Raw genomic sequence first — 17,388 nt, forward strand, 5'->3', positions numbered from 1 at the left:
CGTGTTTACACTGCGGGACACGGCCTGGCAGCTATTGCGTAATAAGGGGCGCACGGTGATCTTGCTGCTGGCATCGGCCATGCTGGCGGGATGCATGGCCTTTTACCTGGGGAATATCCGGGCCAATGAGGAGGCCATTGACCGGCTGACCCAGGTGACAACCGTACGGGTGGATGTGACCAACAGCACCGGGGAGATGTCCGCGGGGCTGAACATTGCCACCATCCAGTTTGATAATTTTGTGGCCAGCGAGTACCTGGAGCATTTCCTGTACGGGGCCAGGGCGGCAGGGGCTTACAGTGGGAAAGCCCGCCGGGAGGAGCCCTTTACAGGGGGCGACGCGGACATTGCGGCTATCAACAGCCGGGACGCTATTTTTAGCGACGACTATGTGTTCACCTTTATGGAGGGCTACGACGAGGGGATCTTCACCGGCGACCAGCCCGTATGCCTGGTGGACGAACTCTTCGCCGAGGAAAACGGCATTGCGGTGGGGGATCAACTTACCTTTCCCATCTACCTACATATTTACGAGCAGGGCGGCGCGGTGCGCTATGACCCCTTGGGGGACATGACCCTGACGGTGGTTGGCACCAACCACAGCACGGCATACCCCAAAACCTTTTTGGTGCCGGTGGATTGGCTGCGGAAGGAGGCCGACGCCAGGGGCGTGAAGTTCTACTACAACACCCTGAGCGGCGACTTGAAGGACCCCCGCCGGCTGAACCACTTTAAGGCCGGGATTTATGATATGGCCTTTTTGGAGCCCAACCCGGAGGCACAGGACCAGTTTGGCGGGGCAACCATTGTGGTGGACGACGAGCCGTACATCACGGCTACCGAGCCCCTGGGGCAGAATATCTTGCTGTTCAGGCAGTTTTTGGTGCCCTTTTTTGTGCTGGTGATCGGGCTGGTGGTGTTGGCGATCTTCCTGATCATGCGGGGCGCCCGGCGGGATATGGCCATTGCCTGCTCTTTGGGCAGGCCCCGGCTGCTCAGCGCGCTGGCAAACTTCCTGGCGGCCTTTGCGGCCCAGTTGGCAGGCTGCCTGCTGGTGTTGCCGGCTATGGTGCTGGGGGCAGGGCTTTCCCTGGGAGGCGGGCTGCTGATTTGCGGGGCGTTTTTACTGTGCGCCTGCCTGGGCAACTGCCTGGCCCTGGCGCTGGTCCTGCGCTTTGACCCGCTGGCCCTGCTGACGGCATCGGAATAAGGAGGGAGCGTATGTTTACTTACAGCATCAAACAACTGTTGCGCCAGCCCGGCAAGGCTTTGCTGTTTTTCCTGCTGATGGCTGCCAGCACCGCCCTGGTGGTTACTGGCCTGGTGATGACTTTGGAGAATACCCGGCGCATCCAGACCGTAGAGGACAGCTATTCTACCGTGGGTTACATAGAGCAACTGCCTGTGTCGGTGGACGCGCGGGTTGTGCCTGACCCCTGCTATGGCACCAGCACCCGTACCACCGAGGACTATGGCGGGTATATTCTGCCGGAGGATTTGCTCTTCCCCGGTGCGGACTATGTTGTGGAGCCGGCGTACCGGCCCTATTATGTGTCCTATCTGCCGGAACTGAGCCCCACGAAAACGCACCGGTACCTGAAACGGCATATTGTAGAGTTTACCCCGCTGGCGGACAGCCTGGATGGGCATATAGTGGAGGTGGAGGTTACAAAGGTGCTGTTTAGCCAGATGGGCACCGCCAACCTGGGCATAGATGGCAGCAACGAGCAGGATATGAAGGTGGGGGATGTGTTCCCCTTTTGCCAGGAGTGCAGTGTGGAGAACCCCTGCCCCCTGAAGGCGGGGGAACGGTACGTGAGTACCGTCAGCTATTACCATAACGCCGGGGGCTGCCCGGCGCATGGGTTGGAGTACACGTCCTATGTTGCCCCCCATTCCGGGCAGTGCGACGTGCAGGGTAATGCTGCCAGCGACGGCTGGTTTACCCAGGGGCGGGTGACAGCCGAGGGGGAGGCATTGACCAACCGGGACTCCGTTACCCCTGTGACGGGCGGGGATTTTTATGAGAAGGGCCAGCCGGGCTACCGGTACATTCAGTGGGCGGAGCTGTACCAGAAGGAGGACCACACCTTTACCAGCCTGCCCACCGACAGCCTGGAGGTGCTGGCGGATTGGCATGAGGATACGGCCAAGATGAACGCGGGCAGGGAGATAACCCCGGAGGAGTTTGCCAGTGGCGCAGCGGTATGCATGGTGCCCCAGCAGTTGGCGGCCATTAACCAGTTGCAGGTGGGGGATAAGGTGGATTTGGCCTTCCTCTGCTCCTACTATGGGGACACCTCCTGGCTGGGGTACCAGGGCCAGTTGCCCTATGACTTCAGCCTGTTCAACGCCCAGGGGGAGTGGTACCAGCCCTTCTGGCAGCAGGAATACGAGATTGTGGGTATTTACAGCGACTACCTGCCGGGTATATGGGTGGACACCTTCATCATCCCTGCCAATTCGGTGGGGGCCGGCGATGGGGAGAACATCGCCCACTATGAGCAGATGAGCCGGTATGTGGCCTCTTTCCAGATACCGAACGGGACGATTACGGAATTTGACGCGGCCCTGAAAGCGGCGGTGCCCCGGTCGGATAACCTGAAGGTTACCTACGACGACCGGGGGTATATGGAGGTGATGAAAGCCCTGCGCAACAGCCGGAGCATGGCCCTGCTGCTGTTGATGGCCGGCGCGCTGGCGGCATTGGCCATTGTGGTGCTACTGCTGTATTTCTTTGTGGTAAAGGAGAAAAAGCGCACGGCCATTGAGCGCAGCTTGGGCGTGACAAAGGGCCAGTGCAGGGTTTCCCTGCTGGCAGGGCTGATGGTACTGACCCTAGTGGCGGCAGGAGTTGGAAGTTTGTGTGGGGTGTTGGCGCTGGATCTTGTGCAGGAGCAGGAGCGGCCTGTGGCCCAGGCGGAGGTGGAATCCGCCGAAGAATTGGACAGCCGCTTTGCCTATGACACCCGGTACAGCCCTTGGGCAGCGGGCAGAAAATTGGCAGGCCAGGTGGAGATAGAGGTGGAACGCCCGATGGCTGTGTGCGCGGCGGCACCTTTAGGGTTGAGCCTGTTGGTGCTGGTGCTGGCACTGGGGATCATGGCACGGGGTTTCCGCATAGACCCCATCTACCTGTTGAGCGCGAAGGGGAAGGAGTAGGGGGACGTTTTCGTCGGCAGAGGTATAGGCAGGGCCTGGGATGGAAACCTGGGCCCTGCCTTTTGTGGTGGTGGAGGGAGCAGGCGCAAGATTTGGGGGAAAGCAGGCATATTGCCTGCTTTTTCGCCTGGTATCCCCCCGACAACCGGTGTTGCGGGGTGCTGCCGGAAGGGGTGGGTTACAAAAGTATAAAAAAACATATGGATATTCCCTGTAGGTGGCTTGCTATTTGGGGTAATCTGTATTATAATACCAGTGTATACTTTCAAGCTTGAAAGGGGCCGTCCTGTATGGAAGGTAAGAAACGCAGACAGAAAATATTGATTGTGGACGATTCGGAGATGAACCGTTCCATTTTGGCAGATATGCTGGAAGGGGACTACGATATTATAGAGGCGAATGACGGCTTGAAGGCGGTTAATGAACTGCAAAAGCACGCCTCGGATATCGACCTGATCATGCTGGACATTGTGATGCCCGGCATGGACGGCATGGAAGTGCTGGCGGTTATGAACCAGCGGCGGTGGATTGAAACGATCCCGGTGATCATGATTTCGGCAGAGGGCAGCGCCGAACGGATTTCACAGGCGCTGAAACTGGGGGTCACGGATTTCATCAACCGGCCGTTTAACGGGGAAGTAGTCCAGCGGCGGGTTATGAATACCCTGCTGACCTCCGCCAAGCAGGTGGAACTGGAGGCCCTGGTGGCCGAGCAGATCTACGAAAAAGAGCAGAATAGCCTTTTGATGATCGATATCCTCAGCCATATTGTGGAGTTCCGCAACGGGGAAAGCGGCCTGCACGTGGTGCACGTGCGCCGGTTGACAGAAGTGTTGCTGGAACGGCTGGCAAAAAAAAGCAACCAGTACCATCTGACCCAGGCGGATATTGCGTTGATCAGCGAAGCCTCGGCTTTGCATGACATCGGCAAGATCGCCATTGACGAGAAAATATTGAATAAGCCGGGGCGGCTCACCAACGAGGAGTTCCAGGTGATGAGGACCCACTCCGAGATTGGTGCGCAAATGCTGGATGGGCTTTCGGTGCACCAGGAAGAGCCGCTGGTGAAGGTTGCCTACCAGATATGCCGCTGGCACCACGAACGGTGGGACGGCCGGGGCTATCCCGATGGGCTGAAGGGGGACGAGATACCCATAGCCGCCCAGGTGGTGGCTATGGCGGACGTGTACGACGCCCTTACCAGCGAGCGGGTGTATAAGGCGGCGTTTTCCCACGAGAAGGCTATCAGCATGATTACCGGCGGGGAGTGCGGCAGCTTTAACCCTCTGCTGCTGGAATGCCTGGGAGAGTCTGCGGATACCCTGCAGGAAATGCTGGGCGGCAAGGGGGAAACCCAGGAGAAACCCCAAGAGGATTTGGACAGCTACGTGGAGAAAATGAGCCAGCATACGGAACTTAGCGCCAGCAACCGTACCCTGCGCCTGCTGGAGCATGAAAGGATGAAGTACAGTTTCTTTGCGGCTATGAGCAAGGAGATACAGTTTGAGTACAGCTTATCGCCGGAAGTGGTTTCGCTGAACGCCTGGGGCGCCAGGAAACTGGGGCTGGAAGAGATTGTGGTAGAACCTCTTAAGGACCCCAGGGTGCAGGCGTTTTTCAGCCAGGGTATGGGCGAACGCCTCCACGAGGCCCTGGCCAGCACAACGCCGGAAGAGCCCACAGTCAGCCTGGAAGGGAAACTGGACTGCGGCGGCAAGCTGAAGTGGTACCGCTTTGTCATGCAGTCGTTGTGGACGGACGACGAGCCCGCCCAGTTGCGGGGGGCCATTGGCAAGGCGGTGGATATCCACAGTTCCCGGAGTTATTTGGAGAACCTGGAGCGGCGGGCCTCTATGGACCAGTTGACGGGCCTTTTAAACCTGACCAGCGCCCAAAAGCAGGCGGAGGCCCGGCTAAAAGAGAACCCGGACGCCAACTATGCCCTGGCTTTCTTTGACTGTGACTATTTTAAGGATGCAAACAACACCTATGGGCATTTGTTCGGCAATAACCTGCTGGTACATATTGCGGAGAGGCTGAAACAGGTTACACGTACCGGGGACATTGTATCACGGGCCGGCGGGGACGAATACATCATCTTTATCCAATACCATCAGGAGCTGGAGCCGATTATACAGCGTATTTATGGCGCCCTGCATGGGGAGGATTTTGGTGGGTTCACGATTTCCATCAGCATGGGCGTTGCCACCACCGAGCAGATGGGCGCAGACTTTACCGCGCTGATGGGCGCGGCGGATAAGGCCCTGTACGCGGTTAAACAGGCCGGAAAGGGCCAGTATAAATTCTATGACGGGAAAGAAACTTCCCTGACCGAGGCAAAGGGCGCCAGCGTGTATACCAACCAGTCGGAGATTATTGCCTATGGGGATGGAGAAGAAGAGGGGAAGGCAAAATAAGGACGGCCGGGAAAGGGCGCGGTGGGCGTTATGGTTATGGCGCTATAGGATGCAGTGCCCTGGTGTAGCGGTAAAAAGCCGCGGGAACGCGATTGCTAACACAAGTAAAGCCTAAGGAGGCAGTTATGATGACCTTACAGGAATGCTATGACAAACTAGGTGGCGACTACCGGGAGGTAAGTGGCCGGCTGCCCAGCGAAAAGTTTATCCAGAAGTTTGTGCTGAAGTTTTTGGACGATAAGACCTATGAACTGCTGACTTCTTCGTGGCAGGAGGAGAATTACGAAGAGGCTTTCCGGGCGGCGCATACCATTAAGGGGATGTGCCAGAACCTGAGTTTTACCGCGTTGCAGGATTCCAGCAGCAAGCTTACCGAAGCCCTGCGGGGCGGCCTGACCCCTGAGGCGGTCCCCCTATACAGCCAGGTGCAGGAGGACTATGCCCGTACTGCTGGCGCTATCCAGGAGTATAAAGCGGGGCTATAGCAGGCCCAGGGAGGAGGAAAGCGACCATGAAACAGCGAAACCCGATCCACTTTTTGGTGGGCAGCTTTGTTGTGCTGACGATCGTTACACTGGGGGGTTTTGTCTTTTTGGCCCAGTATATGGACAAGCTGAGTTTTACGACCATCACCCAGGTGGGCGATTCCTATATGCACGGCATGAGCGACCAGATCTCCATGCACTTTCAAACCACCATTGCCCTGCGGCTGGATCAGGTGGAGACTATGGTCAGCGATATCCGCCCTGCTTACGAGCGGGCTAACATGAGCCGGGAAGATGTACGGCGTGAGCTGGAAAGCACGGCCAGGGGCCGGCGTTTTGGCCAGTTGGCACTTTTGGGGCATGACGGCCAGTTCGAAATGATTTTTGGCGAAGAACTTACGATTACGGACCCGGAACCTTACCTTTCCTCGCTGCGGGCCGGGGAGCCGAAGGTGGCGGTAGGGACAGACAGCATGGGGAATAGCCTGATTTTGCTGGGCGTACCTTCAGACTACCTGATGAACAACGGCCAGGAGGCCTTGGCTTTGGTGGCCAGCATACCGGTCGATTACATCACCCAAACGTTGGCATTGCAGGAGAATGATAACAAGGTCTACTCGTTTATCATCCGGGAGGACGGCAGCTTTGTTATTCGGACCAGCGACGCAACACGGGAAAACTATTTTGAACGGGTTTATGCCCTTTACGACCCGTTGGATGGGCACACGGCCCAGGATTATGTTGATGAACTTTCCGCCGCCATGCTGGCGGGGGAGAATTATTCGAATGAGATATCTATCAGGGGGGAACGGCGGCACGTGTTTGGTACCAAACTTTCCTATTCTGAGTGGTACCTGCTGACCTGTATGCCCTATGATTCCCTTGACAGCAACCTGGACCGGATGAGCAGCCAAATGGTTAGCATCAGCCTGGTGGCCTGTGGGATCGTCTTTGTGGTGCTGGTGCTGATCTTTATCCGCTATTATCAGATCAACCAGCGGCAACTGGAGGAAATGGAAAACGCCCGTGAAGCTGCCGAAAACGCATTGAGCCTGGCTGTGGAGGCCCGCCGGGAGGCGGAAACGGCCCAGCAGGAGGCGGAGCGTGCCAATAAGGCAAAAAGCGAGTTCCTCTCGAACATGAGCCACGATATCCGCACGCCGATGAACGCCATTGTGGGGATGACGGCGATTGCCATAGCCAACCTGGACAACCGGCAGCAGGTTCAGAACTGCTTGGCCAAGATTACCAATTCCAGCCGGCACCTGTTGGGGCTTATTAACGACGTACTGGATATGTCCAAGATTGAAAGCGGAAAAATGACGTTGAGTTATGACCGTGTTTCCCTACGGGAAATGATGGAGAGCATGGTCAGTATCGTGCAGCCCCAGGTAAAGGCCAAACGCCAGAAATTTGGCGTATCTATCCTGGATATCACGGCGGAGAATGTGCTGACAGACAGCGTGCGGTTGAACCAGGTGATGTTGAACCTGCTTTCTAACGCCATTAAATTTACGCCGGAAGAGGGTACCATACAAGTTACCCTGAAGGAAGAGGAATCTCCGAAGGGGGCTGGCTACGTACGGGTGCAGCTACAGGTGCAGGATGATGGCATTGGCATGGCGCCGGAGTTTATGCGGCATCTCTTTGACTCCTTTGCCAGAGAGGACAATACCCGTGTCCACCGTACCGAGGGGACTGGGCTGGGCATGGCGATTACCAAATATATTGTGGACGCTATGGGCGGGACAATCCGGGTGAATTCTGTCCAGGGCGAGGGGTCGACCTTCTTCCTCACAATGGATATGGAGCGGGCTGACACCACTGAGAAAGAAATGATGCTGCCCAACTGGAATATGCTGGTAGTGGACGATGACAAGCAGTTGTGTGAGAGCGCGGTTGCCTCTTTGCGGGCTATTGGTATCAACGCGGAATGGACCCTCTCTGGGGAGAGTGCGATCCTTAAGGTGGAAGAACGGCACCGTATGCGCAATGATTACCACATTATTTTGCTTGACTGGAAACTCCCCGGTATGGACGGCATCAATACGGCCAAGGAATTGCGCAACCGCATGGGGGAGAACATCCCGATTCTGCTGATCTCGGCCTATGATTGGAGCGACATTGAAGAGGAGGCCAGGGCAGCGGGCATCAGTGGGTTTATTGCGAAACCACTGTTTAAGTCTACCCTGTTCTATGGCCTGCGCCAGTTTGTGCAGGAAGAAAGGGCTGGCGAAGAGGAAAAAGAGCGGCAGTTCGACTTTTCTGGTATGCGGGTACTGGTTGCGGAGGACAACGAGTTGAACTGGGAGATTGCCAGCGAATTACTAAGCGAATTCGGCATGGAACTGGATTGGGCCGAGAATGGGCAAATTTGTGTTTCGCGCCTGGAGCAGTCCTCTGCCGGGTACTACCAGGCAGTGCTGATGGATATCCGTATGCCTGTAATGACAGGTATCGAGGCGGCAAAGGCTATCCGGCAGTTGGATCACCCGGATGCGGATTTGCCTATTCTGGCAATGACGGCGGATGCTTTTTCTGAAGATGTGCAGAAGTGCCTGGCAGCGGGGATGAACGCCCACATTGCAAAGCCTATTGATGTGCGGGAGGTTGCCCGGCTGTTGGAGAAGTTCGTCAACGAGCGGGAGGCACGCCATCAGCGCCATCCAAATGAAACGTAACTGGGAATGGCATAGGTGATTTAGCTGGGTATATACCGGTGAGTAGGCAAACGGTGGCAAGAGCATACTTTTGCCCTTTGCAAGAGGGCAAAAAATTGGCCCGCTGGCAAAACCGGGCTCCGGCTGTGTCAGTGGGCGAGCAGCCGGAGCCCGGAACGGTCTATCGGGAAATCCCGGCCCTTTTGGGCGAACCGTCTGCCGGGCACGCAAACGCATCCGTGCCGCTTGATACTATTGTGGCCGGATGGTTGCGCCTTATGCACAAACCAAAAATTTTTTACAGGTTTTGTCCCTATCTGCGATTTGGGACTTGCAAACCAGTGTGAACTATGCTATACTTATACAAGATATTGGATGTGGAGGAAGATAAAATGACAGTATTAGAGATCATATTTGCCATAGCACTGTTGTTGTTTTCGGTAGCAATCATTTTGGTGGTGCTTTTGCAGGAGGGGAACCAGAAAAATATGGGCGTTGTGACCGGCGGGGCGGATACGTTCCTGTCTAAGAATAAAGCCCGTTCTGTGGATGCTTTCCTGTCTAAGTGGACAAAGGTCATTGCGATTGGTTTCTTTGTGCTGGTGCTGGTGGCTAATGCGGTGATGTATTTCGTAAAGTGATGGGCAGACTTTGCCTTATCTGGTAAAGAGGGAGGCCCCGCCGGGTGCGGGGCCTTTTTTGGCGCAATGAGGGGGAGATGGGATGCTCTGTTTTGTAGAGAGCCTGCCCCAGCAGGAGTTATTTTTTGCCACTTGCCGGGGGACAGCATTTGGCTGTAAGCTGGCTACTTTAGCTGGGGCATATGGATTTGCCCGGCCCTTTGCCCAGTTTTGGCAGGGGGAAGGGCTAGCCCTTGGTCTGATGGACGGTACGCTTTCCCTGGCGGGAACGCCCCAAAACCTGGAGGAGGTACGCTCTTTTGTGAAGATGCTGCGGCCGGACAGCGTGTTTTGCCCGGCCAGGCTGGCGCAGATGCTGGGGATATGCTGCCAGGCTGGTGGACCGGTGCTGGCAAAGCAGCTACCTGTGGGAGTGAAGGCAGCGGAGATAACCGCGCAGCCGGATAGCCGGACGCTGCGAGGAATGTGGGAATTGCTAGCTGATGGGGGGATGGCGTTGGAATGGGAAGGGTTTTATTTGGATATCTCCCACCGTTTGCGGCATGGCGGGGCTGTGGCTATTAGCCAACAGGCAGAGGGCAGGTTGGCCGGGTGTGCATTCGCTTTTTTGTGGGGACAAGAGGCCCTGCTTACCGCAGTGGCTGTGCGGAAGGATTGCCGGGGCCAGGGGATTGGGAGTGCGTTGGTAAGACAGATGGAACGCCTTTTGGGGGGACGGAGGATTTACCTACTGCGGGAGGCAGGTAAAAACCGGGCTTTCTACCGGCGGCTGGGCTATCGGCCGGTAGATAGGTGGCGAACGGGCGTTTTGAAACCGTGATACCTTGGGTTATGAAAATCGAAATGAAAGTATATAGGAAGGATGTTTATTTTGCAGAATTACCCTTACTTTGCAGTGAGCCCCAAACTGCTGGAATTGGCTCAGGTTGCCCGACAACGGGCAGGCGGGCAATTTGCCAGGACTGCGGAAGTACAACGGTGGAACCAGCAGAAAATGTTGGCGGCATTCCAAGAGGCGCGGGTCAGTGAGAGTAGCTTTTCCGGCAGTACAGGCTATGGCTATGACGATCGGGGCCGGGATATACTGGACCAGGTCTATGCGACGGCTTTTGGTGCGGAAGATGCGCTGGTACGGTATAATTTCGTCAGCGGTACACACGCCTTAACGGTTGCGTTGTTTGGGGTGTTGCGACCAGGGGATACCGTGCTATGCGCTACAGGTACCCCGTATGATACTATACAGGGTGTATTTGGGCTGCCGGGCCGGGAGGAACCGGGTTGCCTGAAGGATTTCGGCATTGTTTATGAGCAGGTAGACCTGCTGCCGGACGGTACGCCTGACTATGCGGAACTGGGTAGGGAGATTACCCCGGATTGCCGGATGCTTTACATCCAGCGCTCGCGGGGGTACAGCCTGCGGCCATCGCTGACAGTGGAGGAGATTGAACGTCTGGCAAAGCTGGCCAAACGGAAGGCACCTGGTTGTATTGTAATGGTGGACAACTGCTACGGTGAGTTCATTGAGCGGGAAGAGCCGGTGGCCCATGGGGCTGACCTGATGGCGGGCTCGCTGATAAAAAACCCGGGCGGGGGGATCGCACCAACCGGGGGGTATATTGCGGGAAGGAAGGACTTGGTGGAGCTATGTGCCTACCGCCTGACTACCCCCGGTACTGGCCGTGAGTTGGGCTGTACGCTGGGGCATAACCGGGAGCTTTTTATGGGGGCTTTCCACGCGCCTTTTGTGGCGGGCGAGGCCCTAAAAACGGCCGTGTTTGCGGCAGCGCTGTTCAGCGAATTAGGCTTTGCTGTTACGCCGGGTGTAGAGGAACTGCGCACGGACATCATCCAGGCCATTGAATTGCGTACCCGCGAGGGATTAATTGCTTTCTGCCGGGGGATCCAGCAGGCCTCGCCGGTGGATGCCTTTGTGACCCCGGAGCCCAGCCCCATGCCGGGGTATGACAGTGAGGTTATTATGGCGGCAGGCGCGTTTACTTTGGGGTCGTCTATTGAACTTTCGGCAGACGGGCCTTTGCGGGAGCCCTATGCGGTTTGGATGCAAGGTGGCTTGAATTTCCCCAGTGGGGAGTTAGGTGTGCTAATGGCGGCCAATGAAATGGTAAAGGCCGGGTTGGTTCATTTATAAGGGGACAGGAATGTGCCCTTGAAGGAAATAATCACACGAAAAGGGAGGCGCCATGAGGTACCTCCCTTTTTGATATGTGCGGTTGCCTGTCAAAATACCAGTGCCGCTATGTTGTAAACGATAAAGCTTACCACCCAGGCGGTGGCCACTTGGAATACTGCGGCAAAGGTAGTCCAGCGCCAACTATCTGTTTCTTTTTTGATGGTGGCCAGCGTGGCCGCGCAGGGGATATACAGCAGGGAAAAGGTCATCAGAGCCAAGGCGTTGGCCGGGCCAAAGCCCATGCCGGTCAATATGGTGGAGAGGCTGGCCATACCCGCCGCAGAGTTTACATTGCCGACGCTGAAGAGCACCGCACAACTGGAAACGACCACTTCTTTGGCAGATATCCCGGCAATCAGCGCGACTACGATCTGCCAGTACCCTAGCCCTAAAGGTGCGAAGAAGGGAACCAGCCAGCGCCCCAGCAGGGAGCCAAAGGTGTCTGTCATGTTGCCGGCCGTATAGCCTGCCGGGCCAAAGTTTAACAACCCCCACATGATAATGGAGGCTACAAAGATCACCGTACCGGCCCTGGTCAGGTAGTCCTTCACCTTCTCCCACACATAGATGAAGATAGTGTGGGCGCTGGGGGCCTTATACTCTGGCAGTTCGATCAGCAGGGTATTTCCGGTGGCTTTTTTGCGCTCCAGTAGGCGCATGACAAAGGCACACAGCACGGCTACGGCTACCCCTAACAGGTACATGGAGTAGGCAGCCAGCATGGCGTGGTTGGGAAAGAACATCTCAGAAAACAGCACATAGATGGGCAGGCGGGCGCTGCAGGACATAAACGGCGTGATGAGCATGGTCTTGTAGCGGTCATGCTTGTTCTCCAGGGCGCGGGAGGCCATAATGGCCGGTACGCTGCACCCAAAGCCTAATATCATGGGGATGAAGGCCCGGCCCGATAGCCCCAACCTGCCCATGATGCCATCCATTACATAGGCAACCCGGGACATATAGCCGCTGTCCTCCAGAAAGGCCAGGGCCAGAAACAGGATGATGATGTTGGGAAGGAAAGTCAAAATGCCGCCAACGCCGGTAATGATACCGTCTACGATCAGGGAAATCAACGGGGGGGCTACACCCAGGTTTTCCAGCCAGTTTAGGGTACCCAGCGAAAACCAGTCCAGGCCCATTTGGAAGTATTCCTTTAGCCAGTCGCCTACGGTGAAAGTTAGGAAAAATACCCCTGCCATAATCAGCAGGAAAATGGGCAGCCCCCAAAGGCGATGGGTCAACAGGCTGTCGGCCCGGTCGGTAAGGGCTGTACGCTCTTCCCGGTTGACGACTACCTCCTGGATGATCTCGTCAATGAAGTCATATTTCTCGTTGATGATATCCTGCTCATAGCTGCGGTCCAATATGTCAGGCCGGTGGATAGGATAGCGCTCCAGCAATTCCCGGTCCCCTTCCAGCAGCTTGATCGCGTGCCAGCGATAGTTTTGCAGGCGGGGCCAGCGGGCTTGCAGTTCTTCGGTCAGCAGGTCGATCTTGTCCTCAATGAGGTCGCTGTAAACCATGGCGTACTCGCTATGGTGCTGGTGCTTGTGCCGTTGCCCTGCAGGAGCCCGGGTGCTTTGGGTATGTCCCGCCTGCACGTTGCCGTGGTGATGGATCAACGGCACATCAGAGGGCGTGCCGGCATGGTGGGCGGCAGCGTGCATGAGGATATCCAGGCCGGTTTTACGCCGGGCTGAAACGGGGATGACCGGAATGCCCAGCATTTCTGGCAGGCGGTGGGTGTCGATCTCCATACCCCGCTTTTCTACAATGTCCATCATGTTCAGTGCCAAAATAACCGGCTTGCCCAGTTCGATGAGTTGTAGGGTCAGGTAGAGGTTGCGCTGTAAGGCCGAGGCATCGGCCACATCAATGATCACGTCTACTTCATCACTGAGTATGTATTGGCGCGTTACCTGCTCTTCCATTGTATAGCAGGTTAGGCTGTACGCACCGGGAAGATCTGTCAGCCGGTATTCGTTATCGTGATAACGGAAACGGCCCTCCTTTTTTTCCACCGTTACGCCCGGCCAGTTGGCTACCTTTAAATTGGCCCCGGTGTATGCATTAAATAGCGTGGTTTTGCCACAGTTAGGATTGCCTGCAAAGCCAATAGTGAGTTCCCCTGCCATGTCAACCCGCCTCCTTTATGGTAATGTGCCCGGCAATGCCCATCCCCACGGCGAAACGCGTTCCCCGCACGGTGATGATCATGGCGCCCCGGCGCTTTTTGCGCAGTACGGTTACACGGCTCCCTTTCATCAGGCCCAAGGCCCCTAGTCTTCGTGACAGTTCCAGTGGTAGGTCCACCTGCTCTACCAGATAACTTGCCGCCGGCTGTCCGCTTAGTAGTGTCATTTCCATTCCTCCTCCTTAAAATTTTACGCTTCCTTTGGCGGATTGTCAATGAAAAATCTTTGGCAATGTGTTATAATGGAGAAACAGTCTGAAAGAGGGGATGTAAAAATGAAGAGATACTTTCTGTTTGATCTGGATGGGACTTTATGCGACACAGGCGCGGGGGTCATGGGGAGTGTCAAGTATGCGTTAGGAAAGCTGGGTTGGCCGGAGCAGGAGGAAACATTCCTGCGGCAGTTTGTCGGGCCGCCCCTGATGGAGTCATTTACGGCATTTTGTGGGATGGATGAGGCCGCAGCCCAACAGGCTATTTCCATATATCGAGAAAAATACAATGCCTGGGGGGTATACCAGAGCCAACTTTATCCGGGAATGGACAGGCTGCTTACCCGGCTGGGAGAAGTAGCCGTACTGGGGGTGGCAACCTCCAAGCGGGAGCAGGGCGCCCGGAAAATACTGGCTATGCGCGGGGTGGAAGGTGCTTTCAGCGTAGTGGTGGGGGATGATGGTTCCCGGCCCAGCAAGGCGCTGGTGGTAACAGAGGCCTTGCGGATGCTGGGAGGGCCGGAGCTGGCGCAAGTGGTGATGATAGGTGACAGACGCTATGATGTGGAAGGCGCACTGGCTTGCGGTGTGGAAACCATTGGTGCGGAATATGGATATGCCCCGGCAGGCGAATTGGCCCAGGCCGGGGCAAAGTGGCTGGTCAGGAATGTGGGCGAACTACAGGAACTGTGCCTGTCGCTGGCCGGGGAGCGAATAGGAGAGTGAACCCGGAGAGGAGGCATAGGGGAGGGTCATTACCCTTCCAGCAGGCTTTTAACGGTCTGCTCCAGCACGGCCATATCGACGGGTTTGGCTACATGGGCATTCATCCCGGCATCCAGCGCGTCGCGGATATCCTCGGCAAAGGCATTGGCCGTCATGGCGATAATGGGGATACTCTTTGCCAGCGGGTGACTTAGGCCACGGATGGTTTGCGTGGCTTTATAGCCGTTCATAACGGGCATCTGTACATCCATAAGGATAAGCTGGTATTGCCCGGGCGCAGAGTTTGCAAAGGCATCCACAGCCAGTTGGCCGTTTTCGAAGAGGTCACAGGTTGCCCCGGCCATATCCAGCAATTCGCTAAGGATTTCTGCGTTGATCTCATTGTCTTCCGCTACAAGGATGTGTATACCTTGTAGGGTGCTGTGTTCTCCGGGGGGTTCTGCTGCCGGTGTGGTAACGTGGTTCAACAATGCGTTTACCCGATGCCGGAAACTGGTGAGGAAGAAAGGCTTGGGTAAGAACGCGTCTACCCCCATGCCGTCATTTGCCTCCCCCTCGGGCAGGTCATAGCTGGTTAGGATAAGCAAGGGGGTGTGGGTGGCAAGTTCTTGCCGGATGCGCCGGGCGGTTTCCATACCGTCCAGCCCGGGCATATTCCAATCCAACAGGATGATGTGATAGCCGTTGCCCTCTTTTTCCGCAGCTAAGGCCATATGGAGGGCAGTGGACCCGTCCAGGGCATATTCTACCGTAACGCCGGTTTCTTCCATGGCCATTTGGATATTCCGGCAGATATCCTCGTCATCGTCAACTGTTAAAAGCCGGGTGATCCCCTGCTTTTTCCAGAAATCATGGTCGATGGCATACTCACTGATGCACAGTTCCAGGTCCACCGTAAAGGTAGAACCCTTTCCTTTTTCGCTCTCTACCAAAATATCGCCGCCCATCAGATCGACCAGGTTTTTGGTGATAGCCATACCCAGCCCAGTGCCTTGTATCTTATTGGTAACACTGTCCTCCTCGCGGGTAAAAGCACCAAAAATTTTGCCGACGTATTCCGGGCTCATGCCGTAGCCGTTATCCGCCACTATAAAGCGGTAACGTGCCAGTTGCCCTGTGTGTTGGGGCAATTCCTGCACGGTTAGGGAAACATACCCACCCTCTGGCGTGTATTTGACGGCATTGGACAACAGGTTCAGCAGGATTTGGTTCAGCCGCAGCTTATCCATGGCTACGTGCTCGTGGCGGATGTCCCGGCTGTACACTTCAAAGCTATGCCCTTTTGCCTTCATCTGTGGGCGGATAATGGAATCGATATTTTCCACCAGATCAACCATGCTCTCATCCGAGAGGTTCAGCACGGTTTTCCCGGCTTCTATTTTGCTGATATCCAGGATGTCATTAATCAGCCCCAATAGATGCTGGCTGGAGGCAGTGATTTTTTTGGTGTATTCCCGCACTTTTTCGGGGTTTTCGGCATCCCGGGCCAAAAGGGAGGCAAAGCCTACCACGGCGTTCATGGGGGTGCGGATATCATGGCTCATATTGGAGAGAAAGGAACTTTTTGCCCGGTTGGCTTCTTCCGCGATTCGGAATGCCTGCTCGGCGGCCTCTTTTGACTGCGCCAGCATCGCGTTGGATTCCTCCAGACGCTGGTTCAGGTATTCCTGCCTGCGCCGGTTCTCCTGTTCCTGCTTGAACAGGCGGGCGCCGCTTTGTTGTTGGATAATGGCAGCCACTGCCAGGAACAGCAGTACAGTCAGCCCTACGGCCAGACTTAGCAGCGTACGGATGGTAGCTCCCACCATCTCTACCGTGCCCGACGCCACGAACTCCGCCGGGATCAGGAACATAAGTAGGGTGCCGTATTCTTCCAGTGACGCAAGGCAGTAGAAGTATTCCCGGCCCTGGTACATGAAGTTGGAACTGATGATATGCTCTTCCTGCAAAGCAGCCCGTATATCCGGGATGGATTGCCCTTCCATTTCTTCCAGCGCTTTTAGGACATTATAAGCCTGGATGGTACCGCCTGCCAAGTTTTCATCGTGCATACGGGTACCGTTGCTTTTCAAGATATACGTTTCATTTTGGCTGCCATAAGCGTCACTGTCATAGTACCCAGTAAGGGTATGTACGCCTTTTAAAAGCACTGCATGGGTAAAAACCGTGCTACCGTCCACGGTTTCCAAAGGCGCGTCCAACTTTTTTACAAAGGCCCAGTAGCCTCCTTGGTAAATATAACTATCGGTAATAAAGGTATACCGCTCATCCCCAGTAGAAATTAGGTCAATATCCGACCATACGCCATGTTTTCCTGCCGCATCGTGGCAATGGCCTTGGCTGTCCAGCAGCATAAGCGTAGAACCATAGCTTTGTGTGTCCAGCAACTGTTCCAATTCACCTAAAGTTTGGATAACGTCCCCAGGGGTATGCAATTTTTGAGAGGACAACAGGTTGACTGCGGCGGTAAGGTAGTTCCAGTGGGTGTCCAGCGCGGTATCCAGGTTGGCCCGTACCTGGGCGGTGATTTCCAAAAGCTGGGCGGTGCGTTCTTTAAAAATCTGTGCCTGCTGATACCGGGTGAAAAGGGTACCGCCTGCCAGCATAGACAGCAGCAGGCAGGCTGTCAGGGCAATCGCTAGGATAAGTTTTTTCTTTTGGCCATTGGAGCGCATACTCCCTCATCCTCTCTCTTAAAGT

12 protein-coding genes are annotated in these 17,388 nt (G+C 55.7%); 9 read left to right on the forward strand and 3 right to left on the reverse strand.

Annotated features, from left to right (window positions below; translation table 11 throughout):
• Position 1: 1 nt before the first annotated feature.
• The 8 genes from U8U01_RS04520 to U8U01_RS04555 all read left to right on the forward strand — a co-directional run bounded on the left by U8U01_RS04520 (position 2) and on the right by U8U01_RS04555 (position 11,514).
• Positions 2-1,210 (forward strand): hypothetical protein, encoded by a 1,209-nt coding sequence (locus U8U01_RS04520; RefSeq protein WP_322170961.1) that lies wholly within the window; start codon positions 2-4, stop codon positions 1,208-1,210.
• 11 nt (positions 1,211-1,221) lie between these two features.
• On the forward strand, positions 1,222-3,162 hold the full coding sequence (locus U8U01_RS04525; protein ID WP_322170964.1) for an FtsX-like permease family protein: 1,941 nt from the start codon (positions 1,222-1,224) through the stop codon (positions 3,160-3,162).
• 290 nt (positions 3,163-3,452) lie between these two features.
• Positions 3,453-5,579: a bifunctional diguanylate cyclase/phosphohydrolase gene (locus U8U01_RS04530; RefSeq protein WP_322170967.1), complete on the forward strand. Its 2,127-nt coding sequence runs from the start codon at positions 3,453-3,455 to the stop codon at positions 5,577-5,579.
• Between the two features lie 125 nt (positions 5,580-5,704).
• Entirely contained in the window at positions 5,705-6,064 is a 360-nt protein-coding gene (locus U8U01_RS04535; RefSeq protein ID WP_322170970.1) for an Hpt domain-containing protein, read from the forward strand.
• A 26-nt stretch (positions 6,065-6,090) separates the two neighbouring features.
• The gene (locus U8U01_RS04540) at positions 6,091-8,745 is read left to right on the forward strand and encodes a hybrid sensor histidine kinase/response regulator (protein WP_322170973.1); all 2,655 of its coding nucleotides are present in this window, start codon (positions 6,091-6,093) and stop codon (positions 8,743-8,745) included.
• 371 nt (positions 8,746-9,116) lie between these two features.
• Positions 9,117-9,365, forward strand: a complete 249-nt coding sequence (secG, locus tag U8U01_RS04545) for a preprotein translocase subunit SecG (RefSeq protein WP_322170976.1) — start codon at positions 9,117-9,119, stop codon at positions 9,363-9,365.
• An 82-nt stretch (positions 9,366-9,447) separates the two neighbouring features.
• Positions 9,448-10,185, forward strand: coding sequence for a GNAT family N-acetyltransferase (locus tag U8U01_RS04550; protein WP_322170978.1), 738 nt, complete (start codon positions 9,448-9,450; stop codon positions 10,183-10,185).
• Between the two features lie 42 nt (positions 10,186-10,227).
• The gene (locus U8U01_RS04555) at positions 10,228-11,514 is read left to right on the forward strand and encodes a methionine gamma-lyase family protein (RefSeq protein WP_322170981.1); all 1,287 of its coding nucleotides are present in this window, start codon (positions 10,228-10,230) and stop codon (positions 11,512-11,514) included.
• An 89-nt stretch (positions 11,515-11,603) separates the two neighbouring features.
• On the opposite strand, the gene feoB is transcribed toward U8U01_RS04555, so the two are convergent.
• Together feoB and U8U01_RS04565 are read right to left on the reverse strand one after the other, a co-directional pair.
• Positions 11,604-13,691, reverse strand: a complete 2,088-nt coding sequence (gene feoB, locus U8U01_RS04560; protein ID WP_322170984.1) for a ferrous iron transport protein B — start codon at positions 13,689-13,691, stop codon at positions 11,604-11,606.
• 1 nt (position 13,692) lies between these two features.
• Positions 13,693-13,917, reverse strand: coding sequence for a FeoA family protein (locus U8U01_RS04565; protein WP_322170987.1), 225 nt, complete (start codon positions 13,915-13,917; stop codon positions 13,693-13,695).
• A gap of 108 nt (positions 13,918-14,025) precedes the next feature.
• Here U8U01_RS04565 and U8U01_RS04570 point away from each other — a divergent pair, with 108 nt between their 5' ends.
• Positions 14,026-14,688, forward strand: coding sequence for an HAD hydrolase-like protein (locus U8U01_RS04570; protein WP_322170990.1), 663 nt, complete (start codon positions 14,026-14,028; stop codon positions 14,686-14,688).
• Between the two features lie 29 nt (positions 14,689-14,717).
• Here U8U01_RS04570 and U8U01_RS04575 read toward each other — a convergent pair whose 3' ends face one another.
• Positions 14,718-17,363, reverse strand: coding sequence for a response regulator (locus tag U8U01_RS04575; RefSeq protein ID WP_322170992.1), 2,646 nt, complete (start codon positions 17,361-17,363; stop codon positions 14,718-14,720).
• Positions 17,364-17,388: the final 25 nt, after the last annotated feature.

It is taken from the genome of Acutalibacter caecimuris, assembly GCF_034335085.1.
GTDB classification, from domain to species: domain Bacteria; phylum Bacillota; class Clostridia; order Oscillospirales; family Acutalibacteraceae; genus Acutalibacter; species Acutalibacter caecimuris.

Excerpts from the sequence above, each read along its gene's own strand:
- U8U01_RS04525 (WP_322170964.1), top strand. The coding sequence starts at position 1,222 with ATGTTTACTTACAGCATCAAACAACTGTTGCGCCAGCCCGGCAAGGCT.
- U8U01_RS04530 (WP_322170967.1), top strand. The coding sequence starts at position 3,453 with ATGGAAGGTAAGAAACGCAGACAGAAAATATTGATTGTGGACGATTCG.
- U8U01_RS04535 (WP_322170970.1), top strand. The coding sequence starts at position 5,705 with ATGATGACCTTACAGGAATGCTATGACAAACTAGGTGGCGACTACCGG.
- U8U01_RS04540 (WP_322170973.1), top strand. The coding sequence starts at position 6,091 with ATGAAACAGCGAAACCCGATCCACTTTTTGGTGGGCAGCTTTGTTGTG.
- secG (WP_322170976.1), top strand. The coding sequence starts at position 9,117 with ATGACAGTATTAGAGATCATATTTGCCATAGCACTGTTGTTGTTTTCG.
- U8U01_RS04550 (WP_322170978.1), top strand. The coding sequence starts at position 9,448 with ATGCTCTGTTTTGTAGAGAGCCTGCCCCAGCAGGAGTTATTTTTTGCC.
- U8U01_RS04555 (WP_322170981.1), top strand. The coding sequence starts at position 10,228 with ATGTTTATTTTGCAGAATTACCCTTACTTTGCAGTGAGCCCCAAACTG.
- feoB (WP_322170984.1), bottom strand. The coding sequence starts at position 13,691 with ATGGCAGGGGAACTCACTATTGGCTTTGCAGGCAATCCTAACTGTGGC.
- U8U01_RS04565 (WP_322170987.1), bottom strand. The coding sequence starts at position 13,917 with ATGACACTACTAAGCGGACAGCCGGCGGCAAGTTATCTGGTAGAGCAG.
- U8U01_RS04570 (WP_322170990.1), top strand. The coding sequence starts at position 14,026 with ATGAAGAGATACTTTCTGTTTGATCTGGATGGGACTTTATGCGACACA.
- U8U01_RS04575 (WP_322170992.1), bottom strand. The coding sequence starts at position 17,363 with ATGCGCTCCAATGGCCAAAAGAAAAAACTTATCCTAGCGATTGCCCTG.